Annotated in this window: 27 protein-coding genes; 14 read left to right on the top strand and 13 right to left on the bottom strand. The window is 36.3% G+C overall.

What is annotated here, in order from left to right; translation table 11 throughout:
• Positions 1-23 precede the first annotated feature (23 nt).
• The 9 genes from AC3RVG_RS08050 to AC3RVG_RS08090 form a co-directional block, all read right to left on the bottom strand.
• Complete coding sequence (locus AC3RVG_RS08050) at positions 24-1,145, bottom strand: ABC transporter permease (protein WP_489690935.1); 1,122 nt, start codon at positions 1,143-1,145, stop codon at positions 24-26.
• Positions 1,145-2,251: an ABC transporter permease gene (locus tag AC3RVG_RS08055; RefSeq protein WP_489690936.1), complete on the bottom strand. Its 1,107-nt coding sequence runs from the start codon at positions 2,249-2,251 to the stop codon at positions 1,145-1,147. The genes AC3RVG_RS08050 and AC3RVG_RS08055 overlap by 1 nt, the downstream gene beginning before the upstream one ends.
• Before the next feature lie 47 nt (positions 2,252-2,298).
• Positions 2,299-3,033, bottom strand: coding sequence for an ABC transporter ATP-binding protein (locus tag AC3RVG_RS08060; protein WP_489690937.1), 735 nt, complete (start codon positions 3,031-3,033; stop codon positions 2,299-2,301).
• Positions 3,033-3,935, bottom strand: a complete 903-nt coding sequence (locus AC3RVG_RS08065; protein ID WP_489690938.1) for an ABC transporter ATP-binding protein — start codon at positions 3,933-3,935, stop codon at positions 3,033-3,035. The genes AC3RVG_RS08060 and AC3RVG_RS08065 overlap by 1 nt, the downstream gene beginning before the upstream one ends.
• An 18-nt stretch (positions 3,936-3,953) precedes the next feature.
• Positions 3,954-4,454, bottom strand: coding sequence for a hypothetical protein (locus AC3RVG_RS08070; RefSeq protein ID WP_489690939.1), 501 nt, complete (start codon positions 4,452-4,454; stop codon positions 3,954-3,956).
• 39 nt (positions 4,455-4,493) lie between these two features.
• Positions 4,494-5,207 (bottom strand): VIT1/CCC1 transporter family protein, encoded by a 714-nt coding sequence (locus AC3RVG_RS08075; RefSeq protein WP_489690940.1) that lies wholly within the window; start codon positions 5,205-5,207, stop codon positions 4,494-4,496.
• A gap of 13 nt (positions 5,208-5,220) precedes the next feature.
• Positions 5,221-6,108 (bottom strand): HlyD family secretion protein, encoded by an 888-nt coding sequence (locus AC3RVG_RS08080; protein WP_489690941.1) that lies wholly within the window; start codon positions 6,106-6,108, stop codon positions 5,221-5,223.
• Positions 6,109-6,232: 124 nt separating this feature from the next.
• Positions 6,233-7,489 (bottom strand): TolC family protein, encoded by a 1,257-nt coding sequence (locus AC3RVG_RS08085; protein ID WP_489690942.1) that lies wholly within the window; start codon positions 7,487-7,489, stop codon positions 6,233-6,235.
• A 2-nt stretch (positions 7,490-7,491) separates the two neighbouring features.
• Positions 7,492-8,106: a TetR/AcrR family transcriptional regulator gene (locus AC3RVG_RS08090; RefSeq protein WP_489690943.1), complete on the bottom strand. Its 615-nt coding sequence runs from the start codon at positions 8,104-8,106 to the stop codon at positions 7,492-7,494.
• 235 nt (positions 8,107-8,341) lie between these two features.
• On the opposite strand from AC3RVG_RS08090, the gene AC3RVG_RS08095 reads away from it, so the two are divergent.
• A complete protein-coding gene (locus AC3RVG_RS08095) occupies positions 8,342-8,974 on the top strand; it encodes a putative periplasmic lipoprotein (RefSeq protein ID WP_489690944.1) in 633 nt (210 codons plus the stop codon).
• Between the two features lie 13 nt (positions 8,975-8,987).
• On the opposite strand, the gene AC3RVG_RS08100 is transcribed toward AC3RVG_RS08095, so the two are convergent.
• Positions 8,988-9,815 (bottom strand): universal stress protein, encoded by an 828-nt coding sequence (locus AC3RVG_RS08100; RefSeq protein ID WP_489690945.1) that lies wholly within the window; start codon positions 9,813-9,815, stop codon positions 8,988-8,990.
• Between the two features lie 241 nt (positions 9,816-10,056).
• On the opposite strand from AC3RVG_RS08100, the gene AC3RVG_RS08105 reads away from it, so the two are divergent.
• From AC3RVG_RS08105 to AC3RVG_RS08145, 9 genes are all read left to right on the top strand, one after another.
• Positions 10,057-10,980: a hypothetical protein gene (locus AC3RVG_RS08105; protein ID WP_489690946.1), complete on the top strand. Its 924-nt coding sequence runs from the start codon at positions 10,057-10,059 to the stop codon at positions 10,978-10,980.
• A 267-nt stretch (positions 10,981-11,247) separates the two neighbouring features.
• Entirely contained in the window at positions 11,248-11,751 is a 504-nt protein-coding gene (locus AC3RVG_RS08110; protein ID WP_489690947.1) for a c-type cytochrome, read from the top strand.
• 68 nt (positions 11,752-11,819) lie between these two features.
• Positions 11,820-12,395 (top strand): fasciclin domain-containing protein, encoded by a 576-nt coding sequence (locus tag AC3RVG_RS08115; protein WP_489690948.1) that lies wholly within the window; start codon positions 11,820-11,822, stop codon positions 12,393-12,395.
• Positions 12,396-12,427: 32 nt separating this feature from the next.
• Positions 12,428-14,395, top strand: coding sequence for a Sec-dependent nitrous-oxide reductase (gene nosZ, locus AC3RVG_RS08120; protein WP_489690949.1), 1,968 nt, complete (start codon positions 12,428-12,430; stop codon positions 14,393-14,395).
• A 183-nt stretch (positions 14,396-14,578) separates the two neighbouring features.
• Entirely contained in the window at positions 14,579-15,196 is a 618-nt protein-coding gene (locus AC3RVG_RS08125; protein ID WP_489690950.1) for a hypothetical protein, read from the top strand.
• 99 nt (positions 15,197-15,295) lie between these two features.
• Positions 15,296-15,727 (top strand): nitrous oxide reductase accessory protein NosL, encoded by a 432-nt coding sequence (locus AC3RVG_RS08130; protein WP_489690951.1) that lies wholly within the window; start codon positions 15,296-15,298, stop codon positions 15,725-15,727.
• A 197-nt stretch (positions 15,728-15,924) separates the two neighbouring features.
• A complete protein-coding gene (locus AC3RVG_RS08135) occupies positions 15,925-17,178 on the top strand; it encodes a nitrous oxide reductase family maturation protein NosD (protein ID WP_489690952.1) in 1,254 nt (417 codons plus the stop codon).
• On the top strand, positions 17,165-17,875 hold the full coding sequence (locus tag AC3RVG_RS08140; RefSeq protein ID WP_489690953.1) for an ABC transporter ATP-binding protein: 711 nt from the start codon (positions 17,165-17,167) through the stop codon (positions 17,873-17,875). Before AC3RVG_RS08135 ends, AC3RVG_RS08140 begins: the two co-directional genes overlap by 14 nt.
• On the top strand, positions 17,868-18,650 hold the full coding sequence (locus AC3RVG_RS08145) for an ABC transporter permease (protein WP_489690954.1): 783 nt from the start codon (positions 17,868-17,870) through the stop codon (positions 18,648-18,650). Before AC3RVG_RS08140 ends, AC3RVG_RS08145 begins: the two co-directional genes overlap by 8 nt.
• Positions 18,651-18,668: 18 nt before the next feature.
• On the opposite strand, the gene AC3RVG_RS08150 is transcribed toward AC3RVG_RS08145, so the two are convergent.
• Together AC3RVG_RS08150 and AC3RVG_RS08155 are read right to left on the bottom strand one after the other, a co-directional pair.
• Positions 18,669-19,109 carry a hypothetical protein gene (locus tag AC3RVG_RS08150; RefSeq protein WP_489690955.1) on the bottom strand — a complete coding sequence of 147 codons (441 nt, stop codon included), beginning with the start codon at positions 19,107-19,109 and terminating at the stop codon, positions 18,669-18,671.
• A 181-nt stretch (positions 19,110-19,290) separates the two neighbouring features.
• Positions 19,291-19,779, bottom strand: coding sequence for a hypothetical protein (locus AC3RVG_RS08155; RefSeq protein ID WP_489690956.1), 489 nt, complete (start codon positions 19,777-19,779; stop codon positions 19,291-19,293).
• A 209-nt stretch (positions 19,780-19,988) separates the two neighbouring features.
• Here AC3RVG_RS08155 and AC3RVG_RS08160 point away from each other — a divergent pair, with 209 nt between their 5' ends.
• Positions 19,989-21,791, top strand: a complete 1,803-nt coding sequence (locus AC3RVG_RS08160; RefSeq protein WP_489690957.1) for a hypothetical protein — start codon at positions 19,989-19,991, stop codon at positions 21,789-21,791.
• Between the two features lie 84 nt (positions 21,792-21,875).
• On the opposite strand, the gene AC3RVG_RS08165 is transcribed toward AC3RVG_RS08160, so the two are convergent.
• Positions 21,876-22,835, bottom strand: coding sequence for a CPBP family intramembrane glutamic endopeptidase (locus AC3RVG_RS08165; RefSeq protein ID WP_489690958.1), 960 nt, complete (start codon positions 22,833-22,835; stop codon positions 21,876-21,878).
• Positions 22,836-22,912: 77 nt separating this feature from the next.
• Between AC3RVG_RS08165 and AC3RVG_RS08170 the strand changes: the two genes are divergently transcribed.
• The 3 genes from AC3RVG_RS08170 (at position 22,913) to AC3RVG_RS08180 (ending at position 25,873) form a co-directional block, all read left to right on the top strand.
• The gene (locus tag AC3RVG_RS08170; RefSeq protein ID WP_489690959.1) at positions 22,913-23,371 is read left to right on the top strand and encodes a c-type cytochrome; all 459 of its coding nucleotides are present in this window, start codon (positions 22,913-22,915) and stop codon (positions 23,369-23,371) included.
• A 4-nt stretch (positions 23,372-23,375) separates the two neighbouring features.
• Positions 23,376-24,719, top strand: a complete 1,344-nt coding sequence (locus AC3RVG_RS08175; RefSeq protein ID WP_489690960.1) for a cbb3-type cytochrome c oxidase subunit I — start codon at positions 23,376-23,378, stop codon at positions 24,717-24,719.
• Between the two features lie 329 nt (positions 24,720-25,048).
• Positions 25,049-25,873, top strand: coding sequence for a CbbQ/NirQ/NorQ/GpvN family protein (locus tag AC3RVG_RS08180; RefSeq protein ID WP_489690961.1), 825 nt, complete (start codon positions 25,049-25,051; stop codon positions 25,871-25,873).
• The last annotated feature ends 5 nt before the right edge of the window (positions 25,874-25,878 follow it).

Genomic DNA, 25,878 nt, shown 5'->3' on the forward strand with positions numbered 1-25,878 from the left:
ATAATATTTAGGTTCTTTTTCCATTAATTTACTTTTTTATAACTCCATACGGCCAGTCCGTTCATTACAACGGCATATAACAGTGTTTTCCACAGCTGTGGTAAAATATCCATAAATCCGGAGCCTTTAAGCATTACCATCCTTACAATCTCTACAAAATACTTTATAGGGTTAAATTCCGTAACTATCTGTGCCCATTTAGGCATACTTTCTATTGGGGTAAATAAGCCGCTCATTAAAATAAATATTACTATAAAAAACCATGCGATAAACATGGCCTGTTGTTGGGTATCTGTAAAATTCGAAATTAGCAGTCCCATCCCGAGAATTACCAAAATATAAATAGAAGTATACAGATACAGCAGTACTAAACTGCCCACCATTGGAACATTAAAAATTACTTTTGCAAGTATTAGTCCTATGGTTAATAAACCCATTCCTATTACCCAAAACGGAAATAATTTGCCGATAATAAACTGGCTTTTGCGAATAGGCGTTACATTAATTTGTTCCAAAGTGCCTATTTCTTTTTCTCGAACAATATTCATTCCCGAGAGAAATAGAGTTATCATCGTTACTAGTAAAACTAAAATCCCCGGCACCATAAAAGTTTTATAATCTAAAGTTGTATTGTACCAAAAAGAAGGAATACTCTCAATTGTCAAGGGTTGTACAATTTTTTTAGATGTATCCATGATAGTCATTTTTACATCTTTATTAAAACTTTGTATAATCTGATTCACATAACCACTTTCTACGCCAGCTGCAGCGCCATCAATAGCATTAATGGTTATAGATAAATCGGTGGCTTTTTCTTTAAGTAAATTTCTTTCAAAGTGATTTGGTATCTCCAGTACTACATCAACTTCGCCAGCTAGCATTGCAGCGCTTGCTTTTTCTTGCGAAGGAAAATCGGTTAAAACAACGAAATAAGTAGAGGCATTAAACCGCTCAATCAAGGCGCGAGATGTTGAGGTGTGATCGTAATCTAAATATGCAAACTTTATATTCTTCACTTCATAAGTAGCTGCATTTGATAGAATAACCAACTGAATTATAGGCAAGATAAATATAATAGGCAGCATCCCTTTATTTCTAAAGATTTGCTTGAACTCCTTTTGTATGATGTAGCCGATAGTCTTCATTATTCTAAACGGATTTTATATTTTTTCACACTTAATCCAATAAATAAAATGGTCATTACAACCAAGATTAAAGTTTCCTTCCAGATATAAGCCATTCCAACACCTTTTAGCATAATGCCTTTTATAATGATAATAAACCATTTTGCCGGAATAATGTTACTGATTATTTGAAGCGGTACCGGCATACTAGAAATTGGAAAAATAAATCCAGAAAGTAATATTACCGGAAGCATTAAACCCATTAACGAAATCATCATTGCAGCCTGTTGTGTTTCTGCGATTGTTGAGATTAAAATCCCCAATGTTAATGAAGTGATTATAAACAAAACACTTTCGGCACCCAATAAAAATAGACTGCCTTGTACTGGCATTTTAAATATGAAAATGCTCAGAAGTACTATAACTGAAGCGTTAATGACCGATAGAAAAATATACGGAACCACTTTTCCGATAATTACGTGGAATGGTTTTAGGGGTGATACCAATAAAATTTCCATCGTGCCTAATTCTTTTTCACGAGTGATGGATATTGAAGTCATCATTGCCGAAACCAACATTAAAATAATGGTCATTACCCCCGGAACAAACATAAAAACACTTTTAAGTTCTGCATTATAAACCATCCGTGTTTGCGGAATTATCTGATACTCCACGACAATCCCTTTATTTTTTGATTGCTGATAATTTTGAAGTATTAAATTAATGTAGTTGCTTATCGAATTCGCGGTGTTTGGGTTGGTGGCGTCGGTTATTATTTGAATTGTAGCTTTTTGATCTTTAATAAGATTTTTGCTGAAATCTTTTTCAAAATTCAATACTGCCTTTATTTTTCCTTTTTTAAAAGCAGGTTCTATATCTGCTTCACGAGCAATCATTTGTTCAATAGTGAAATATTTTGAAGCCGAAATTTTATTGATTATTTCCTCAGTCGTGGCATCCTTTGAATGATCCAAAATTGCAATATCCACATTATTGATTTCATTGGTAATAGCAAATCCGAAAAGCAATATTTGGGCAATGGGCATACCAAAAAGTATGAACAACGACCGCTTATCTCTGAAGATATGGTAGAATTCCTTCTTTATAAAACCTTTAAATCGTTTCATGTTGTATGCTTAGACCTGACAGGTTTTTGAAACCTGACAGGTCTGGATTATTCAATATTTCGTGCCAATTTCAAAAACACATCGTTCATCGAATCTACGTTGAACTGTTCTTTCAATTTTTTCGGTGTATCCAAAGCTTCAATTTTTCCTTCCACCATTATGGAAACTCGGTCGCAATATTCGGCTTCGTCCATATAATGCGTGGTTACGAAAATAGTGGTGCCTTGGTCTGCCGCTCTATAAATCATTTCCCAAAACTGTCTTCGGGTAATTGGGTCGACGCCGCCAGTGGGTTCATCTAAAAAAACAATCTTCGGCTCGTGTAAAAGTGATACTGAAAACGATAACTTTTGTTTCCAACCCAACGGCAAGGAGCCCACCAACTTATTGCTAATATTCTCCAATCCCAATTCGGAAACTAATTGCTCTCTTTTCTCTTTGATTTTTGCTCGAGACAATCCATAAATGCCTCCAAAAAAAGTGATGTTTTCTTTTACCGTTAAATCGTCATAAAGCGCAAATTTCTGGCTCATATAGCCTATGTTTTTCTTGATAGATTCAGTTTGAGTATAAACATCAAATCCTGCAATTTTAGCTGTGCCAGATGTAGGTTTGGAAATTCCTATCAGCATTTTCATCGCCGTAGTTTTACCCGCGCCATTTGCTCCTAAAAACCCAAAAATTTCACCTTTTTTTACTTCAAAACTAATGGTATTCACAGCAGTGAAATCACCAAATGTTTTGGTTAATTGATCAACTTCTATAACGTTTTCCTCTTTCATTATCTCGCTAATTCCATAAATGCATCCTCTATATTGGCCTGGGTAGTTTCTATGTATACATCAGTTAAACCGCACTTTTCCAAATAGGATTTTAAATCGGCAGCTTCGAAAGAATCTCTTTTGTCTGTATAATGCACAAATTCTCCGAACGGAAATACGCTGTACAAATGCTCATAACTCTGAAGCGATTTTATCAATTTATACATATTGTTTGCCCCCACATTGTAAATGGTTTTAGGGAATTTATTTACAATTGCTTCGGGTGTGTCAATGTCCAATATTTCGCCATCTTGAATCAGCGCGATTCTATCGCATAAAGCGGCTTCATCCATATACGGAGTTGAAACCAAAATGGTTATTCCTTTTTTCTGCAACCGTTTTAGCATTTCCCAAAACTCTTTTCGCGAAACAGGATCTACACCCGTAGTGGGTTCATCCAGAAAAAGTACTTTCGGTTTGTGAATCAACGCGCAGCAAAGAGCGAGTTTTTGCTTCATTCCACCTGAAAGTTTTCCCGCGCGTCTGTCTTTAAAAGGTTCGATTTGAACGTAAATATCTTCGATTAAATCGTAGTTTTCTTGAATCGTAGTTCCGAAGATTGTAGCGAAAAACGCCAGGTTTTCCTCCACCGTCAAATCTTGATAAAGTAAAAACCTTCCAGGCATATACCCCACGGAATTTCGGATAGCTTTATAGTCTTTTACAACATCAAACCCAGCCACTGAAGCAGTACCTTTATCAGGAATTAAAAGCGTGGTCAAAATTCTGAAAATGGTTGTTTTTCCTGCGCCATCGGGTCCGATGAGTCCAAAGAGTTCCCCCGGCTTCACCTCGAACGAAATGTCCTGAACCGCTTTTACCTTTTTATAGGATTTGCTGATGTTGCTGAGGGAAATGCTCATTAGTTTTTAAATTATTATCTATTGAAAATAGTTATAATATCCATCAAGATTTTCTTTGATGCTCGCGGTAACGTCAGCACCTTCGTCTGTAGTTGAAACTTTTCCTAAAGCCTCAATTTTCTCAATAAGCGGATGTAGAAAAACGTGTAAATTATCGTGCGATGGTCCTTTCATTGTACATTCTTTGACAACGAAGTTTTTTACCTCGTTTAGTTCTGTAGCCAAACTGTGATAATCATCCACGGCTTTTAGGTCGCTGGATTTAATCATGCTAAGCATTTTGTAAACCCCATCAGTTGTTTCCATATTAGCTTGCCATTTGTTACCATTGTTAAGTTTTATTTCGTTAACCCAAGCATTGTTCATTGAATGCATTTCGGCGGGCATCTCTTCCATTTCATGTTCGTGGATTCCTTCAGTAGTTTCAACGATGTCGGTGCTTTCTTCTTTCGTTTTGGTTTCGTTGCAGCCTATTAATAAAGCTGAAACGATTGCTGTTGTTAAGATTATTTTTTTCATTTTCTTTGTTTTAAATTAAGTTATATCGAATTGTGTTTATTAAATATTTATTCCGAATAGATACCCAACTAAAGCGGTGATACCCATCGCTATTGTCCCCCAAAAGGTGATTCTAAGTATTGCTTTCCCTATGCTTGAACCACCTGTTTTGGCAGCTACCACCCCTAAAATTATTAGGAAAAAAATAGCGGAACCATATAAGGTATATTCCATAGTTTTTAAAGGCAAAAACAGCGTAACTATAAGTGGAAGAACCCCACCAACAATAAATGAGGCGCCAGAAGCTAGTGCAGCCTGTATGGGTGCCGCCTGACTTATTTCATTAATGCCCAACTCATCTCTAACATGGGCTGCCAACGCATCTTTTTCTGTAAATTCTTTTGCAACGATTAAGGCAGTTTCCTTTTTCAGGCCCCTTTTCTCATAAATCTCTGCTAAGCGCAGCAACTCTATTTCTGGCATTTCGGCAAGCTCAATTCGCTCTCGATCTATATCTGCTTTTTCAATATCTGTTTGGGAACTTACAGAAACGTACTCACCTGCGGCCATGGATAAGGCTCCAGCGACTAATCCTGCAACTGTTGCCAATACGATTGGATCTCGTAAATCACTCGCGGCGGCGACCCCAATTGCAATACTTGCGGTAGACAAAATACCGTCGTTAGCTCCAAGTACAGCCGCTCTTAACCAATTACTTCTATGTATAAAATGATTGTCTAAATAGTTATCTAAATTGTCTGTGTTTTCTTCCATATTATTAGTTTTTTTACTTTTCAGAAATCCACATTTCTGCAGGCATCCCTATTTTTAGGTTACCATCATTTTTTACTGTCACTTTCACGGCATAAACGAGGTTAACCCGTTCTTCTTTAGTTTGAATTATTTTAGGTGTGAATTCTGCCGAAGCTGAAATCCAATTTATAGTTCCCTGAAAATCTTTCATTTCTTCGCCGGAATCGATTTTTACGGTTACTTGCTGCCCAATTTTAATATTTGGAAGCTGTGTTTCGCTCACGTAAACTCGCAATGTCATTTCTTCCAAATCGGCGATTTTATAAAGTGGTTTTCCAAACGAAACAATTTCTCCCGGTTCAGCATATTGAGTGAGAACGGTACCTTTTATCGGGTTTGTAATATTGCTTTTTGATATCTGTTCCTCAATTTGCGCCACTTTAGCATCGATAGATTTCACTTCATTTACAATTGGAGAGTTTTGTGTTTCCACATTTTTAATTTGGCTTTTCAATACATCCACTTGGTTGTTGGCTTGATCCAATTGGCGCTGGGTTGCGGCGTTTTCAGTAAACATATTTTGAACACGCTGTTGCTCCGTTTTTGCAGTTTGCAATTGCTGATTCAAAACACTCACTTGCGACCAAACGCCACCCGATTTTGATGCCACCGTTTCCTTTGAAGCAAGCAATTGTTGTTTACTTAAATGAAACTGCAGCGTGTCAACAAGTCCAACGAGTGCTCCTTTTTCTAAAATTTGCCCTTCCTCTAAATTTAAAAACTCCAATTTTCCATTTGCTTCGGAAGAGATTGTGATTTCAGTAGCTTCAAAATTTCCGTAGCCATCAGCTTTTTCGTCGTTGGAGCAGGAGAGGAGCGCTCCAAAAAGGAATGTTGCTGTGAGTATAAATGATTTTTTCATTGTGTTTTATTTTTACCACGAATACACGAATGTTTTTCGGTGTTTCGCAGATTAGCTATCTGTCTTTCGAAAACCTGTTAGCAGGTTTTCGCATAAAAATTATATAATATTCGTGGTCATCGTTTTATTCGCCTTTAATTACTTTATAATTCGCCTTTGCGAGCGACACTTGTATTTTGTGCAACTGCTCATTAATTTTCGCTTCGTATAGATTGTTGAGTTCCGTAATATATTCTGAAGAAGTGATAACGCCATTTCGCAATTGCGAAGTTGTTGCTTGCAAAACTTGCTCGCGCAGCGCTATTATTTCGGCGTCTTTTTGAAGCATTGATTCATATTTATTAATATCACTTTCGGCTTCTTTTTGTTGCATTTGGTTGTTCAACAAAAACGTTTCTTTTTCGGTAGTAACTATTTCTTTTGAAATATCGACCGCCTGTTTTTTCTCCTTCGTTTTCCCCCAATCCATAATATTCCAGTTGAGTTTTAACCCAACAACATAGAAATCTTGAAATGAATTGTCCAGCATATTTAATCCCGGATTGCCGTAGCCAGCTTGCGCAAAACCTAATAACTTTGGGAAAGTGCTTTTAGAAATCATTTCTTTTGAAGTTTCCAATTGCGTTTGTTGCAGCTCAAAAAGCTCAATCTCCGGACGTTGTGAATCAGTATTATAAGTGGCTAAAATATCGGGATTGGATAAAGTAGTATTGTTATCTAAATTCTGTGAAATAAGTAATGAAAGGTTTTTCAATGCTTTTTCTCGATCAAAATTAATCTGCGAAAGTTGTTGATCTAATTTAAGTTTCTCGGCTTTCAGAATCTGTGCGGAAGCGGGGAGCGCTGCCCCGTATTTTACCCCAACATTTGCCTCTTTAAGGCGTTCATCGAGTTGTTCCATTTTAGAATGAAGCAATTTTGCCTGTTCCTGAAAAAGTATAACGCTGAAATAATATTGGTTAATCCGCGATTTTAAAGTGTAAAGATTAACGGCAATTTGTTGCTGTTGCGCTGCTAATTCTGCAGTTTTCAATCGTGAGTTTGCCGCAATGTTTCCGCCGTTATAAATTAACTGGTTTGCGTCCAGCGTTGCGCGATATTGGTCTTTGTTGGGTGGTTCAATATCCGAATTTGGTATTTGTAAAGGAAATTCAATAACGTCAGATTGGTACGTAGCCTGGGCGTTAAAATCTAATTTGGGAAGCCTCTCCTTTTCTAAAACTTTAATTTCAGAGTTTGTTTTTTCTTCTATCAGTGCGGTTTGTTTCGCCAACGGATAATTTTTTTCAGCCAAGACGTAACATTCTTCCAAGGTCAAAACTTGCTGTGCGTTTGAGAGTAGTGGGGCAAGACTGAATAATATGAAGATTAGTCTTTTCATTTTTACTTTTTTATGGAATTGATTATAAAATCAGAAACTGCTACTTTTCGGTGTTCCATTAATTGTTTGAAACCCTTGTCGTCAATTTTTAAAAACCCTTTTATTAATGGAGTTGCAACGAAAGGAAAAATATTCAGAGAGATAATATTAATGAATAGTTGTTCGCCTTCAATAGGTTTCAAAATACCTTTTTCCACTTCTGATTTTACCTGATTATTGAATTTTTCAAGCGTTGGAAAGGCTGCATTCTGCTGTATTTTTTCAAAAAACTTTGGGTTCCTATTTAATTCTTGGATAATGAAATTGGGGATATATGGATGCTTTGATATAAAGGATATATAATTGCTAGTGAAATTTTTCACCTTTTCCTCAATCGAGGAATCATCGTTCAAAATCTTGTTTAATTGCGGCGCTAAAAGTGAAAAAGCATTGCTAAAAACAGCTTCAAAAAGCAATTGTTTGCTGCGATAATAGTAGTGCAGCATCGCTTTATTGATGCCTGCTGCGTCTGCTATTTCCTGCATTCGTGCACCATCCATCCCTTTTTTTTGGAATACGCTTTCGGCTGCGTTCAAAATTTGCCCTTCAGTGTCTTTATTTTTATTCGTCTTTGCCATTCTTCAACTTTATGGTTTAACCATTTGGTTAACAAAGATAATTAAATTATCTTCACATAAATATTATTCCAGTTTAATTTCAAATACAGACGTCAGTAACTGATAAATATCACCTTTGAGATTGCTGAAAACGCTTAGGTTTAGTTCATCTTTTATATTCACATTAAGATTTGCCCATGAGAAGCGTATATTTACAGATGCCTTTAATAGGAAAGTTCTTAAAAATTAAAACTTAATGAAAAGATTATTTACTCTTTTGCTTTTCGCACTCATACTTTCCAGCTGTTCTTCCAGTCGATTGGTGGATGAATATATTAATGCGGAAAGTCCAAATTTTCAAGCCAATAAAGTATTGGTGGTGGGATTAACCCCAGATATCGACATGCAGCGGCAGTTTGAATACAGTTTGGTGAAAGCTTTGGTGGATGAAAATGTAATTGCTGTACGAAGTGTAGATTATTTTGAAATGCCTGCAGTAGAAATCAGTCAATCTGAAGAAAATTTGGCAAATCTAGAAGAACAGCTATTAAAAGCAGGTTTTGATGCGGTTCTTTTTTCGAAAGTAACGGGGCAGGAAAACAAGGTTACAATTGCTCAATCTTACCGAAATATTACAAAATCTTTTGAGACTTTTAGTGCGTATTATAGTGAAAACAGACCTATTTACAATAACGGATTTTCGGAAGATTATGCCGTTTATAACACTGAAACCTCTTTGTATTGTTTATGTCCGGGGAAGGATCGTGATTTAATTTGGCGTGCAAAAATTAATATTGTAGATCCGCCCGGAACTGCATCTACTATCCGTGATTATGTAAAAACACTCGTGCACACGCTAAAAAAGAACAGCCTTTTAATTATAAAATAACTTCTATATTAACTTATTCGTGAAGTACTAAAAGTGGTATCGTTGAACCGTAGCTAATCGTAGAAGTGTCCGATCCAAATACGAAGCGATCCAGAAAACTCTTACGCTCCACAAACATAGCGTGAAGCTGAACAGGAATTAACTGCTCAAAAGCATTTATAGCCATTGGAGCTGGAAGATTTTTAACGCAATAACGTTCAATTTTAATATCCTCAAAAAGTTCATTTAGATCACTTTTTTTGGATGCGAGTTCAATTTTTTCTTCTAATATTTCTAGAATTTTTAGTGATGCTTGGTGCTTTTTCACTATTTCCACAAGAATTTCCATTGCTTTACCCGTAACATCATATTCGTAATTAATGGAAAGTAATACTGAGTTTATTTTTTCAAAAGTATAGCCTTCGGGTACGGCAATAACGGGACAATTTACGTTTCGAATAATTTTTATTGTGTTACTTCCAAAAACAACTTCTCCTGCGCCTGTAGCTCCGTTGGTACCCATAATAATGAGTTCAATATTATTAAGTTCTACAGCTTGATTTGCCGCATCAATAATAGAATCAAAATCAATTTTTGGTATAAAGGTGAAATTTTCCTTTTCAGAAAGTGACTCACAGTACTGAATGGTTTTTTCTAGTTGCTTTTTATTGTCGTTTAAAATCCCTTCATAAACTGAATTTCCGGGCGCACTTGCAATCACTTCGGCAGTTAAGTAACCCGATGGTTTTTGCGAATTAAGAATATGAAACGTACAGGTTTCACCTGCGAAAAACTGCATTGCGAATTTTATAGCATTCTTTGAATTTTTTGAAAAATCTGTTGGTAAAAGAATGTTTTTCATAGTCTTAAATTTTCTCAAAAGTACTTTTTAAGAGTTAGTTTTAAAATGATTTTTATCATAATAGCTTGAGGTTGAATAGTAAATTCAATACATGTAAATACTTGTGCTTAAGTAGTATAACGATTAATATGCCGTCTGGGCGAAAAATTTTGACTTTTTGGATAGTTTGTTTTAACTTCATTTTTTCACGATAAAAGGCAATTAGTCTTTTTTTTACTAACTAATCTCTAAATATATTATTATGAAAAAACTATGTTATTTATTAGGAGGTATGGCCATCGTTGCTGTACTATCATTTTCTTGCGAAAAATCTTCACTCGATGAAATGCAAGAAGAAAGCCGCAGCTTGACAATTGAGAACAATCTAGATGCTTCAAAGGGACACAAGGTAACAATCTGTCATAAATCTAATAAGAAGTGGAAAACTATGAGCGTTAGCGCTAATGCGGTAAATGCGCATTTGGCACACGGCGATTATCTAGGCAGCTGTAATGACGGCTGTTCTATGGAATTTTACCAAGGCTTCCATACCGATGCCAGTGGCTGGTTAGATTCAGATGATAGTTGGTACGGACAGGTAACACGAGTTTCTTCAGGAACAAATGGAATCGCTTCTTCTGAAGGATTCAATCACGCTATTTTTGAAGGAGACGCCACTTCTGCACCATTTACACGTTTTGAAGGTTATAGTGCCGTTTGGCCAGGTTCATGGATGGCCGAGGTTGATGTATATCTAGACCCTAGCTGGGGAACCTCTCAAGGTTTCGATTACTCCGTTGCGGCAAATGGGTTTGATAACAGTCACCAGCGAGATTTTATCTTTCACGTAAATAAAGATGCCTCTACGGGTAAATTACTTGTGGCTGGTAGTAATAATACTAATTTTGCGCCACGCGAAGACCTTGAAAGCCTTAATCATTATGAAGTAACAGTAGCGGGATGGTATACGCTTCAGCATTATTTTTATGATAATGGAGGGGTTCTGGCGGTAGATCTTAACTTGCTCGATGCAAATGGTACTGTTGTTTTTACCGAAACACGTAGCGCTGCACTAGATGTAATTGCAACCGAAATAGGCGGTAACCGTTATGGTTGGTTTACTTTTTTAAATGTTACAGGAGGAATGGCGGTAGACGAAACGAAACATCTAATTTGCCCGAATTAATTAAACTAATCGGGAAAATGCACTTTTAATTTTAGTGAATTTTAATTATTAAAAAAAGCTGTCTTTAACTAGACGGCTTTTTTATTTTAAATCTCCACAGATGTTTGGAAAGCATTATTAGCGCCTATCTATCAATGCCTTACATGAAAAATTTCAAGGCTTTCATTATTCATAGTTTAAGGATAAAAAACTCTTTTATATGACCAAAATCATATTCTATCTTGTACTCTACCGTTAATTTTGTCCTGTAAATTAACTTTAACTACTATGAAAAATATAATGAAATCACTAGCTGCAATTGCAATCGTAACCTTGATTGGTTGTGGCGGAAAAGAAGAAAAGAAAAGCAACGATATTCAAATTGGTCAAAAGCCAGTTGCTACTGAAACAACAAATGAAGAGCCAGCAGCTACTACTAAACCTTCGGAAACTATCGACCTTACCAACAAAGGAGTTGGACCAATTAAAAGTGTAGAAATCAGTGCCACGATTGATAAGGCAATGGCTGCAAAGGGAATGGAAGTGTACAAAACAAAATGTATGGCTTGCCACAAACCAGACAAGAAGTTTATTGGTCCGGCACCAACAGGAATTATGGAAAGACGTACGCCAGAATGGATTATGAATATGATCTTAAACCCTGAAGAAATGACACAAAAAGATCCGCTTGCAAAAGCACTTTTGATGGAATTTAACGGCTCCCCAATGGCTAATCAACACCTTACCGAGGAAGAAGCCAGACAAGTATTGGAATATTTTAGAACCCTATAATATACTTAAACAACCAAACCACCCTTGCAGAAAACCTATTTCTGCAAGGGTTTAAAACCAAACCGAAAATGAAAACAATCCTTAAACTTCTCTTTGTTTCAACTGCATTACTTCTGTTTTCAGCTTGTAAAAATGAAACAACTACCGAAACTGGAGCTACTGCAGAGAGTTCCACTAAAAGCGATGTCTCTTCTAGTAACCAAGGACAGGCGTTTATTGAAGATGATGAGTCAGCACCAAACTTGCTTCAGATTGCAATTGGGTCACCAGACCATACCACCTTGGTAGCAGCCGTGCAAGCAGCGGGATTGGAAAACTCTCTAGTTAATGCGGGGCCATTAATGGTCTTTGCACCCACAAATGCGGCATTTGATGCCTTGCCAGCCGGAACTGTAGAAGAATTGTTGAAGCCAGAAAACAAAGAAAAGTTAGCTTACATTCTTAAACATCACGTAACGCCAGGTAACTATTCAAAAGATTTTTTGAAAAAATTCAAAAGAGTAGGGCAAGCAAGTGGTGAAGATGCCACAGTAGAAGTAAACGGAGACGATGTATTTGTTGGCGGCGCTAAAATTTTAGCAAGCGTACCTGCAGGAAATGGAATTGTTCACGTAGTAGATAAAGTAATATTGCCAGCTAACTAATTATAAATCATTTTAATTTAAATAATAAAATAATGAAAAAATCAATTAATATTTTATTTTTTCTTGTTATCGCTACTGCAATAGTTGGCTGTAATAATGGAAATGACAGAAAAGGAAGCAAAGGCCAAGGTGGTCTTGCAACCAACGCTGCAGAGAGAGTATATGTAGCTCCAGGCGATCACGACGAAATGTATGCATTTATGTCGGGTGGATTTAGTGGGCAGTTAGCTGTTTACGGTTTGCCTTCAGGACGTCTTCTTAAAGTTCTTCCGGTATTCTCACAAAACCCAGAAAATGGTTGGGGATATTCTGAAGAAACAAAACCGATGCTAAACACATCTTACGGCTTTGTGCCTTGGGACGATTCTCACCACCCAGATATTTCACAAACAAACGGTGTTTTAGATGGGCGTTGGATATTTATTAATGGTAATAACACGCCTAGAATTGCACGTATTGGTTTGGAAAGCTTCAAAACTGAAGAAATTATTGAAATTCCAAACAGTGCAGGTAACCACAGTTCATCTTTTATTACTGAAAATACCGAGTATGTTGTAGCGGGAACTCGTTTCTCTGTACCGGTTCCACAGAAAGATATGTCTATTAAGGACTACAAAGGGAACTTTAAAGGAGCTTTAACTTTCATTAAAGTTGATCAAGAAACAGGAAGAATGGGGATTAAATTCCAGCTAATGATGCCAGGATTTAACTACGACCTTTCTCACCCTGGACGCGATAAGAGTCACGGATGGTTCTTCTTTACCACCTATAATACTGAAGAAGCCCACACGCTTTTAGAAGTTAACGCTTCACAAAACGATAAAGATTTTATTGCTGCAGTAAACTGGAAAGTAATAGAAGAGTACGTAAACAACGGTGGCGGAACAAAAGTTCCTGCTAATTACGCACATAACATTTTAGATGAAGACACTCATACTGCTACTTCTACTATGATAAAAGAAGTTCTTACAGTGAACCCAATGGATGTTCCGGGAGCTGTATATTTCTTACCCACTCCAAAATCTCCACACGGTTGTGACGTAGACCCAACAGGTGAATACATCATCGGTAACGGAAAACTTTCTGCAGATTTAACTGTTCACAGTTTTACCAAAATGCTTGATGCTATTAAAAACAAGAAATTTGACGGAGAAGCTTACGGAATTCCAATCTTGAAATTTGAGGATATTCTTGCTGGTGTTGTTAAACAACCAGGTTTAGGACCACTTCATACAGAATTTGACGGAAAAGGAAATGCGTATACTACATTCTTTATCTCTTCAGAAGTTGTAAAATGGAAAGTAGGAACTTGGGAAGTTTTAGATCGTCAGCCAGTGTTTTACTCTGTAGGTCACGGTATGATTCCCGGAGGAAACTCACGTAAGCCATTCGGTAAATACTTTGTAGCCCTAAACAAGATTACAAAAGACAGATACTTACCAACTGGTCCGGAACTTACACAGTCTGCTCAGTTATTCGATATTACTGGCGATAAAATGGAACTGTTGTTAGATTTCCCAACCATTGGTGAGCCTCACTATGCAGCTGCTATTCCTGCGGAATTGGTTGCGCCAAAATCTAGAAAGATCTTTAAACTTGCTGAAAACAAACACAAGTATGCCGTTCTTCAAGACAGCGATGTTAGAGTAGAGCGCAATGGGAAAGATGTTCATATTTATATGAATATGATCCGTAGCCACTTTAACCCAGATAACATTGAAGGCGTAAAAGTAGGAGACAAAGTTTACTTCCACATTACAAACCACGAACAAGACTTTGATGTACCACACGGTTTCGCAGTAATTGGTGCTAATAATGCTGAATTGCTTATTATGCCAGGAGCTACAGAGACTTTACTTTGGGAGCCAAAGCAAGTAGGAGTATGGCCATTCTATTGTACAGATTTCTGTTCTGCACTTCACCAAGAAATGCAAGGATATGTACGTGTAAGCCCAGCAGATTCGAAAATCGAATTGTCTTGGGGTCTAGGCGAAGATTAATAAGATGTTTTTAGTTGTGAAAATACTGGATTAGTGATGGATAGTATTTTCATTAGAGACGGGGGTTGTTGATTTCCCCCGTCTTTATTAAAAACGTTAGATTTTAGACTTTAGAAGTGAGACCTAAACTCTTAAACATATATTTCTAGTATCTCAAGTCTCACATCTCAAATCTCATATAAAATGAAAAAAGCAGGAATTATAATGATAATTGGCTCCTTGCTACTATTGGGCCTTTTTAAATTCCCATTGTGGAATATTATGCTCGGTGCACCCCAATATCCAGACCCGCTGGGAATGGATATTTATATTGAAGGAATACAAGGCGTTGAAGAATTTGACATTCAAAACATAGACGGGCTTAACCATTATATTGGGATGAAAACAATACCTAAAGTGGAAGATATGTGGGAGTTTAGTGTATTTCCAAAAGTGATTGGTTTAATGGTGGCGCTTGGAGTGATTATCGGAATTCTAGGTTTCTTTGGCAAAGTAAGTTACAAATGGTTTCTTGGCTGGTTTGTGTTAATGTCTGTTCTCGGAATAATGGGAATGTACGATTTTAACCTATGGCTACTAGATTACGGAACTGATCTTGACCCAAAAGCTATTATGAAATTAGAAAACCTTGACGGCACCCCAATGACGTATAAACCACCGCTAATAGGCTATCAAAAAATGTTGAATTTTGATGTTGATTCATGGCCAGGAACCGGAGCTTATATGATATTCTTTGGAATGATGCTTACCGTTGTTGCCTTCTTTGTTGGAAAAAAAGAATATAAAAAAATTAAAGCCTAAATTAAGCTCCTTCCCCTTTTTATGGGGAAGGTGTTTTTAATAAAACGTTGATAACGTTTTATTAAGACGAAAGGGGTAAACCTTTAAATTTTTGAAATTATGAAAATCATACAATTATTACTTGTTTCAGTTTTGTTTGCAGCCTGCAATGTAAACCCACAGCCCATTAATTACGGCTCAGATGCTTGTCATTATTGCAATATGACTATAGTAGATAGACAGCACGCCTCACAAGTGGTGACAGCAAAGGGCAAATCTTATAAATATGATGCCATTGAATGTATGGTTCATTCGTTACAGGATGAGTTTAAAAGTACAGAAATGACGCACTATTTAGCAGCAGATTTTCACCAGCCAGGTGAGTTGATTGATGCTACAAAAGCTTCATATTTGGTTAGTGAAAAACTACAAAGCCCAATGGGAGCAAACCTTTCGGCTTTTCAAAACGCAGAAGCGGGACAAAAAGCACAAGAAAAATTTACGGGTAAGATTTACACTTGGGAAGAACTCCAAGATTATTTAAAATTATAAAATTGAAAAATGGCTTCGGCAGTTTCAGAATAGCTAAACAGCCTCCAAAATTTGCTGAAGTCTTTTTTATTAAACTCGAAATCTAACCGATTTTCAAAAATTTCAAAATTCTTGAAACTTCTTTAAATTCTGTATCTTCAATTTTTTTAAATCTACTCGCAAGAGAATGACTTCGTATTGAATAATTAAACTCCATTTTGAAAAACAAATTCTATATATTATTCCTCTTAATTGGCTTGTTGTCCATTACAAACGTGTGGTCAAAAACCATTACGGTTTGTGCTACCTGCCCTGTAAAATCAATTCAGGAAGCTGTTCTTCAAGCTGAAGAAGGCGATACTGTTTTGGTAAAAAAAGGCATTTACAAAGAAGCCAATATAAAAATTAACAAAGGCATCACTCTTATTGGTGAAAACCTTCCCACTATTGATGGCGAAAAGAAAGGAGAAATAATCACCATCGGCGCAGATAATGTTACGCTCGATGGCTTTAAGATTATTAATGTAGGACTGAGTTATACCACAGATTACGCTTCGGTTCGCGTGGTGAACAGCTCTGGTTTCACCATTCAAAATTTAGAGCTCGAAAAACTATTCTTCGGCATTTATCTTCAAAAAGCCAGTCACGGAAAAGTACTAAACAACAAAGTGAGGGGAGAAGCTGTAACCGAATTCAATTCAGGAAACGCTATTCATCTTTGGTATTGTAAAAATGTGGAAGTTCGTGGCAACGACGTGCAAAATGTTCGCGATGGTATATACCTCGAATTTTCAGACAATATAACCATCCAAGATAATTTAAGTAAAAACAATGTGCGTTACGGGCTTCATTTTATGTTTAGCAATAATAATTATGTAATCAACAATGTTTTTGAAACCAACGGCGCCGGAATTGCATTAATGTTTTCAAAATTTATGGAAGTTGAAAACAATGTTATTAAGAAAAACTGGGGTACCGCAGCTTATGGTTTACTGTTGAAAGAAGTAAACGACGCCAATATTAAAAACAATTTATTTTTCGAAAATACGGTGGGTATAACTGTTGAAGGCAGCAACCGTTTGGACTACTCCAACAACGATTTTACAAACAATGGGTATGCAATAAAGGTGAAAGGTGCCTGCTACGAAAACCACATTATAGATAATAACTTTTTATACAACTCATTCGATATTTCGTATAAGGGACGTATCAACGACAATAAATTCAACAATAATTATTGGAGTACTTACACGGGTTACGACCTAGACAAAAACGGAATTGGCGATGTAGCTTACCGTCCTGTAAAGCTCTTTTCATATATAGTGAACCGCACTCCAGAAACCATAATTTTAATGCGAAGTCTGTTTATAGATATTATAGATTTTTCTGAAAAGGTTTCCCCAGTATTTACCCCAGACGACTTGATGGATGAAAATCCAAGAATGAAACTTATACGCCATGATAGAAATTAAGGATTTATATAAAAAATTTGGAAGGAATGAAGTGCTTCAGGGCATCGATCTTTCCATAAAAGAAGGCGGTATTTTCTCGATTCTCGGACCAAACGGTTCAGGAAAAACCACGCTTATAAAGGCTATTCTCGGGATGGTATTGCCAGATTCGGGTGAAATTTTCATCAATGAGAAATCATTAAAGAATAATTTTAAATACCGCGAAAAGATCGATTATCTGCCGCAAATAGCCAACTTTCCCGGAAACTTGAAAGTGAATGAGCTCATTGATATGATCAAAGACTTAAGAGCTTCCGAAGCAACTAAGGACGAAGAGCTAATAGAGCTTTTTAAGTTGCAACCATTCTTGAATAAAAGATTGGTAAACCTTTCTGGGGGAACAAAACAAAAGGTGAATTTAGTGCTTGCTTTTATGTTTGACAGCCCATTGATAATCCTCGATGAACCCACGAGTGGCTTAGATCCAATTTCACATTTACGGTTAAAGAATTTAATCTTTTCCGAAAAAGAAAAAGGAAAAACCATTCTCGTAACCTCGCATATTTTGAGTTTTGTGGAAGAAATTGCAGATGAAATTGTTTTCCTTTTGGAAGGGAAAATTTACTTCAAAGGCACTATTCCCGAACTGAAATCTAAGACCGAACAACCCGATTTTGAACACGCAATAGCCTCCATTTTATCCGCAAGTTATGCTTAAGATATTAAAATACAGTTTTTACGATTTAATGCGCAGCCGTTGGAGCTACGTCTATTTTCTATTCTATTTATTGCTTGGCGTTGTGCTTTTGTTTTTAAACAACGACCTTTCAAAAGCAGTAATAACATTGATGAATGTTATCATCATATTAGTGCCATTAATCGGAACCATTTTTGGGGTAATGTATTATTACAATTCCCGCGAATTCACCGAACTGCTCTTAGCGCAACCCGTAAAACGAAGCTCCATTTTTTTGGGGCAATATTTCGGGGTTGCAACTTCCTTAACAATGAGTTTGATTATTGGTTTAGGCTTACCGTTTATTTTTTACGGAGTTTTTAATAGTAGTGCCATTTGGGACTTTTCACTTTTATTGGTAACTGGTGCATTTCTCACCTTTATTTTTACGGCACTGGCTTTCGTGATTGCCCTTTCCAACGAAAATAAGATTAAAGGTTTTGGTTACGCCATCCTGCTTTGGCTGTTTATGGCAGTTATTTATGACGGTATCTTTTTAATGTCGTTGCTCTATTTTGAAGAGTATCCCTTAGATAAATTTTCACTACTAGCTACAATGCTAAACCCTATAGATTTATCGCGCGTATTGATACTTTTAAAACTTGACATTTCAGCACTTTTAGGATATACTGGAGCGGTTTTCCAAAAATTCTTTGGTACAAGTTTCGGCTTGTTAATCTCTTTGGGAATGCTGTTTGTTTGGGTTCTATTACCTACTTTCTTTATTTGGAGAATTGCTAAGCGGAAGGATTTTTAGGAGGGTACGGTGTTTTACCTAGTTTGTTTTTTCGATTTTTGATAAAATTGATAACCAATCTTTTTTGTCCGAAATCCTTAATTCTATAAGGTCATTTAAATCGTCTTCGTCAAGGTAGTAAATTTTTAAATCATCAAATCCAAATTGAAAATTTCTAGTTTGAAGCTTTGTGCTTTTAATTGAATTAATGGGGATTTCTATTTGTTGAATAGTGTAGAACTTCTTATATATTGTTAGTTTAATAATTTCATTTTCAATAGCGTATTTAATTAAGTGGTTGGTCGCTCTGCTAATAATTATTAGGCTAAATAGAAACCACAACACAAAATAAAATAAATAAAACCCATAAAATTCTTTAAACATATATATACCTTGTTTAAAAGAATATATTACTAAAACCAATAATAATATTGTTGGAATTAAAAACTGGTCAATTAATATTCTTCTTTTTAATGTCATATATGGGTTTCGTGGTAATTATGGATAACGTGAGTATAAGAATAGTTGCGGGTTTACGTGCGAGGATTTTCCGCAGGAAAATCAGACGTAGTAAACCTGCAACGACCTTTAGTTAAACCCAAAATTGAGCAATTATTTTTATACATTGTTGTGAGCAGTTATTTTATCCGTAACCACTTTTTTATTCGGTTGGATAAATTATTAGCTTTTTTATTTCCTTTAAAATGATGTGAATTGGTTTGTCATAAATCGACTCGATATCAATTCCGTAAATAATTTTGACTTTTTCGATAATGGTTTTGTTTTCCGAATCTAAATAATGTTCCCAATCGCGAAAATAACTTTCGTCCGAAACAAAGGAAGTCAGATAAGAAGTTCCTAAAATCTTATTCCAAAATTCATCTATAAATGGTCTTAATTTTTCAATTTTGTCATTTTTCGCAAAAATAATTTTCGCCTTTCCTGAACCACTTTTAGGAATCGGTTGATTTTCTAAATTAAGGCGTTCTATTTCTTTTTCGAATAATGGCCGTAAAATTTCCTTCGCTTTCTCCTTGTCGTCAATTAGTGCTTTTACGTTATGAAATTCTTCAATAGAAGCAACATATTTATCAGAATAATTACTTGATTGTCCAATATATATTTTATAGTCTGAAAATTTAGCTGTCATTTTTTTATAATTGCTCACAACATGTGGATAAACACAATAGTTGTTTTTATTCACATTATATCATTTACGGTTTACCTTCAAATATAACACAAAAACTAAACAACCCTCTTTTACTATAAAGAGCAAAAAGTATTATTTATGATTTCCGTCATAAAATAGGGCTATTAGTTTTCTTTCCTTTACTGCTTTTCAATCTAAATTCCATTCAAATGCAGATTACAAGCCCGCACAGTTTCCATATTCCAGTAATGGGAATCGCTTTCACGATTGATTCGCCTATAAAAGTTGCTCATTTCGGAATAAATTCGACCCTTTCCATTATTGAAGACAATTTAATAGAGGTAATGCGGAAATATTACTACCAGCAAAATAATGAGACCTATGTTCCTATTTCCCCAAAGGAAGAAGATTCTCGGGCGCGGCGCATAACAGACTACCTTAATTTGATGCAGCGCATCGTTACTTCCAAAATGGAGAAACTGAAAAATTCTGCTTTTGAAACAGGGTCAGATATTGTAAAGTATTTTGAAATGCTTCCCGACAGTAGTGTATTGAAGGAAAAATATCACGAATGGTTTTCACTTTCAGATGCCACAGAAAAAGAAACTGCTGAAAAATTGCTTCGCGAAAGTCTAGTTCCCGGTTCCATCGAAGTCAATATTATGACCAAGGTAGACAAGGAGCAATTAGATAAAAACAAACAACCCGTAGAGAATGGTTCTGATGCCGTTACGGCTTTAAAAGGATATGCAGACTGTGAATTAAGCAATTCTGCCGTGGTTCTTTCCGCAGGAATGAATCCGCGTCTTTATAACTATATGGAAGGCTTTTCAGCTTTTGATGCGTATGAATTGGGCGGTTTTCATAAAAAAGTAATTATTAAAGTGAGCGATTACCGTTCTGCATTAATCCAAGGAAAATATTTGGCGAAAAAAGGAATCTGGGTTAGCGAATTTAGAATTGAATCTGGCCTAAATTGTGGCGGACACGTTTTTGCAACTCAAGGTTTGCTAATGGGACCAATTCTTCAAGAATTTAAAGAGAAAAAGCAGGAATTGCAGGATAGCCTTTTTGAACTTTATAATCCCGCGATTACAGCGAAAGGAAAACCAGGATTCGACAAACCGCACCCAATACGAATAACAGTTCAGGGCGGAATTGGAACAAGTGAAGAAGACAATTTGCTTCAAGATTATTATGAAGTAGACGGCACTGGTTGGGGCACTCCATTTTTACTATGTCCGGAAGCCACAACGGTAGATAAAAACACATTGCAACTATTGGCAGACTCCAAAGAAAACGATGTGGTGCGAAGCAAAGCATCACCACTGGGAGTTGAATTCAATTACTTAAAAGGTACCACTGCAGAAAAAGAGCGCTTAGGAAGAATTAATAAAAACAAACCCGGTAGTCCGTGTACCGAAAAGTTGTTGGAATCGAATACGGAATTCACTAAAACACCTATTTGTACTGCTTCCACCAAATATCAAAAGCTAAAATTGGAGCAGTTGAAAACCTTAGATATTTCCAAACAAGAATACGATATGCAAGTAGACGATGTGCTAAGCAAAGAATGTCTTTGCATAGGTTTGAGCAATGCGGGACCTACAAGTTATGAGGTTCCTTTTTTGAAAAAACTAACAGCCGTTACCATTTGTCCGGGACCGAACATTGTAAATTTTTCAAAAACCACCAGTCTTCGCGAAATGACCGATCATATTTATGGTCGAAAAGATATTGTACAAAACCCCAATCGAGCCTCACTATTTGTCACTGAACTCAGACTTTATATAGATTTCCTAAAAAAGGAAATAGAACGCGCTACTTCGCCATCTACACGCGATTTTAAATCTTGGGAAAAATTCAGCCAGAATCTTTTGGATGGCATTGAGCATTACCACGGTTTGGCAGCAAATTACATTTTACGCAGTAAGGTGCAATTTGAACAGGATTTGGAGGTAGCTAAAATGGAGATCTTGCGGGTACGGGAGGATCAGTTGGAGATTGGGTAGGGGTTTTGAATATAGTACATTATTCAAGCCTTAACAAAAAATAAAGCCGCTTATAGCGGCTTATATGAGTTCGGGTTTTAAAAACTATGAGGTTGTGCAACGGTTATCAATTTTAGCTTTATTTATTTTTCTTAATCCAAATATTACAACTACAATCCCAGAAATAACCATACTCCAATAAATTATATTAAACTGTAGTCCAAATATCCATTGATAGTATTTTTCTCCGTACGTAATTGAAATTATCCAAGTTAGATTTAAAAGGAAGTGCAAAAATATTGGGTAAATAATATTCCTTGTTTTTGTATAAATTATACAACAAAAAACACCGAAAAGAAAAGTTGGAATTAGATTTCTATAACTAGGAAGATGGATTAATGCAAAGCAAATACTTGAAATCAGAATCGATATGTTGTGTGAATGTTTTTTTTTTAGTTCGACGAACATATATTTTCGAAAAAATAGTTCCTCAAAAATTGGTGCGACAATTAGGACAGAAATTGACTTATAGAACAATGTTATAATATTCCATTCTTTCTGTACGTATGGCTCAATTGAAACATTATTGATTGTATCTAATATTCTTGTGAAATCAAAAGATGGTCTGTCATAAAAGAAGAGCCCTACACTTAAAATAAATAGATATTTAATAATATTACCTTCAATGTTTTTTACTTTTTCAATTCCTTTCTTCCATTGTAATTTCATTTTAAAAATTAGGAATAAGATAATTGAAAATGAAAGAACGTAAGGAACTATTCCAATAATACCAATATAGTGTCTTATAGAGCTTAAGTCGAAATTACCTGTGTCAATTAAATATCCAATGGAAAAACTTATAATGAGTTCGAGACCAATCAAAAGAGCAGTAAATAAGAATGCTTTGAGGATGTTCATTTTAATTACAGCTATTATATTTTCGCAATTTACCAAAAAAGTTCTATTATAAAATTCAATCAGTTCGGTTATCCGTATTCTTAAGTGTATTAGCTGCAAGTTAATATAAGCACTTTTAAAAACTTCACTTAATATGATAACCGTCATATTAAATTTTAGCTGTTTGTTTTTAATTTGCTATTAAGATTAAAAAGTCTTAAATACATAATTTAAAACCAACCAATATGCTATCCAAACAACAAGCGCGGGCATTTTTCCTGATAGGGACGTTCGTAACCTTTTTGATTTTTATTGGCCTTACCATTTATTCCTTCAGTGATGGGCAAGATCAAACCAACTATGAAAACATTACACCTCAAGTAGTGCGAGGAAAAGTTATCTGGGAACAAAACAACTGTATGGGCTGCCATACCATTCTTGGCGAAGGTGCCTATTATGCGCCCGAACTTACAAAAGTTGTGGAACGAAGAGGTGAAGGCCTCATTAAAGCAATCCTTATGTCTCCCGTTCCGTGGGAACCAAACGGCCGTAAAATGGTCGCCTATGGCTTTACTTCCGAAGAAGCAGATGACGTTATTGCCTTCTTTAATTGGATAGGCGAAATAGACCTAAACGGCTTCGAGCGAATTGTATCGCCATTAGCAAAAGACAAACAACTACTTAATAACCAATCAGAAAATTAGTATTATGAAATATAAATCTCAAAAAGTAGCATATTGGTTTTTTGCCCTCTCGATGCTGCTCCTAACACTCCAAATAGTTTACGGATTTATTATGGGTTTTGCACGCATCGGAATGGACGGCTTGCACGAATTTATACCCTTTAACACCGCGCGCGCCGTTCATACAAACTTACTTGTGGTTTGGTTGCTCTCTGGTTTTATGGGAGCCGCTTACTACATTATTCCCGAAGAAGCACAACGCGAACTTGTAAGCGTAAAACTAGCTTACGTTCAATTGATTTCCCTTGCATTGGTAGGCGTTGCCGCTATTATTGGTTTTCACTTCAATGTATGGGAAGGACGAAAGTTTTTGGAAATTCCACATCAATTAGATTACCTAGTTGTGGCCAACGTATTACTGTTTTTAGCGCTCATACTGTTAACACTTTTTAAAGGAAAAAGAAAAACTACAACGTCCTTAGTTCTTACAATGGGGCTAGTGTTTGCAGCATTACTCTATATACCCGGAATGTTACCGTTTGACAGCCAAGTAACAGATAGTTTTTTCCGCTGGTGGGTTGTTCACCTTTGGGTTGAAGGTGTTTGGGAACTTATTATGGGTGGTATTCTTGCCTTCCTATTAATTAAACTTACAGGCGTGGACCGCGAGGTTATTGAAAAATGGCTTTATGTAATTGTGGGGCTTACTTTCCTTTCGGGAGTTCTTGGTACGGGTCACCATTATTACTATATAGGAGTAAATAAAATTTGGTTAATAGTAGGTGGAATTTTCTCTGCACTAGAACCTCTGGCTTTCTTAGCAATGGCGCTTTTCGCAGTAAATATGTATCGTAAAGGTGAAAAGAAACACCCAAATAAAATCGCTCTATTCTGGACGCTTGGCGCTGCCATAGTATCCTTTGTTGGCGCGGGATTATTAGGGTTTGCACACACTTTGCCACAAACTAACTTATATACCCACGGAACATTGGTTACCGCAATGCACGCTCACTTAGCTTTTTGGGGTGCCTACGCAATGATTGTTTTTGCAATTATAAGTTACAGTTTACCAAATATGACAGGACGTAAATTATACGACGGAGCTCGCGGGCGCATAGCCTTTTGGACTACTAATATCGGGATGATCGGGATGACGATGGCCTTTGGTGTTGCTGGCGTTGCACAAGTCTATCTGGAAAGAAAATACGGACTGGAATTTATGGCTGTACAAAAAGAAGTAAGTATCCATTTCGTGGTATTACTACTTTGCGCAAGTCTGTTTGCCATCGGAATAGTAATGTATATAATAGACTTTTTTAAACACGGCCGTCCAACCGACGAAGCCTTAGAAATTATTGAAAACGACTAATTAAAACAGTATAAAGGTCTGAATTAGGTTACGCTCTTATACCTAAGTTACGGGAAGTATAACTTCATTAAAACTGAAAATATTTCCTCTAAAAGAACCGAGTTTAGGCCTTTTGTTTTTTCGTTTGAAATTTAAAATCATAAGTGTCCAATAAAAATATTACAACATTCTGTTCAGCCAAATCACCATTAAGATTTAACAACTAAAAAGTATGCTTAATCAATTTAACCTTATTGTCTTCATTGTAAGAATCAAGTCTTATGTCTTAAGTCTTTCAGCGAAGCGGTCTTACATCTTAGTCGGACACGACTAATTTAAAATAAAGAATTATGCCAACCACAGATACTATTAAAATGGCTTCGGAAGAAGTTTCAGAAAAAAGAAGTATTCCCTTTTACAAACCTATTCATCGGGAAGTTGAGGTTTTTGAACACGCCTATAAAAATAAATTACCAATACTTTTGAAAGGCCCCACAGGTACTGGAAAAACGCGTTTTGTAGATTTTATGGCGCATCAATTCAACCAGTCATTAATTACGGTTTCCTGCCATGAAGAAACCTCTTCCACAGATCTTATTGGCCGCTATATTATTAAAGGTGCCGAAACTATTTGGGTTGATGGACCGCTTACAAAGGCCGTAAAAGAAGGCGCTATCCTCTATTTAGATGAAATTGCCGAAGCGCGCCCAGACGTAGTAGTTGCAATACATTCACTTACCGATCATAGAAAGGAACTTTATATAGACAAACTTGGAATAACAGTGAAAGCGCATCCAGATTTTATGTTGGTCGCTTCCTTTAATCCAGGCTACCAAAAAGGATTTAAGGAGCTGAAACCTTCCACACGGCAACGATTTGTGGCGCTTTCTTTCCAGTATCCCAATTCGAAGGACGAAACTGAAATAGTAGAAAATGAAACGGGTTTAGATCGCGATACTTCAAAGAAACTCGTAAACATAGCTCACAAAATCAGGAATCTCACCGAATTGGGATTGACAGAAACTGTTTCAACACGTTTGTTGGTCGATGCCGCAATGCTTATAAATAGCGGCTTGCCAAAACGTCTATCTGTGAAAGTAGCGATAGTTGAACCCTTAACAGACGATCTTGAAATAACCCAAGCCCTCACAGATTTGTGCGATTTGATGATTTAATCCAA

Source organism: Aequorivita sp. IT1282, assembly GCF_058068205.1.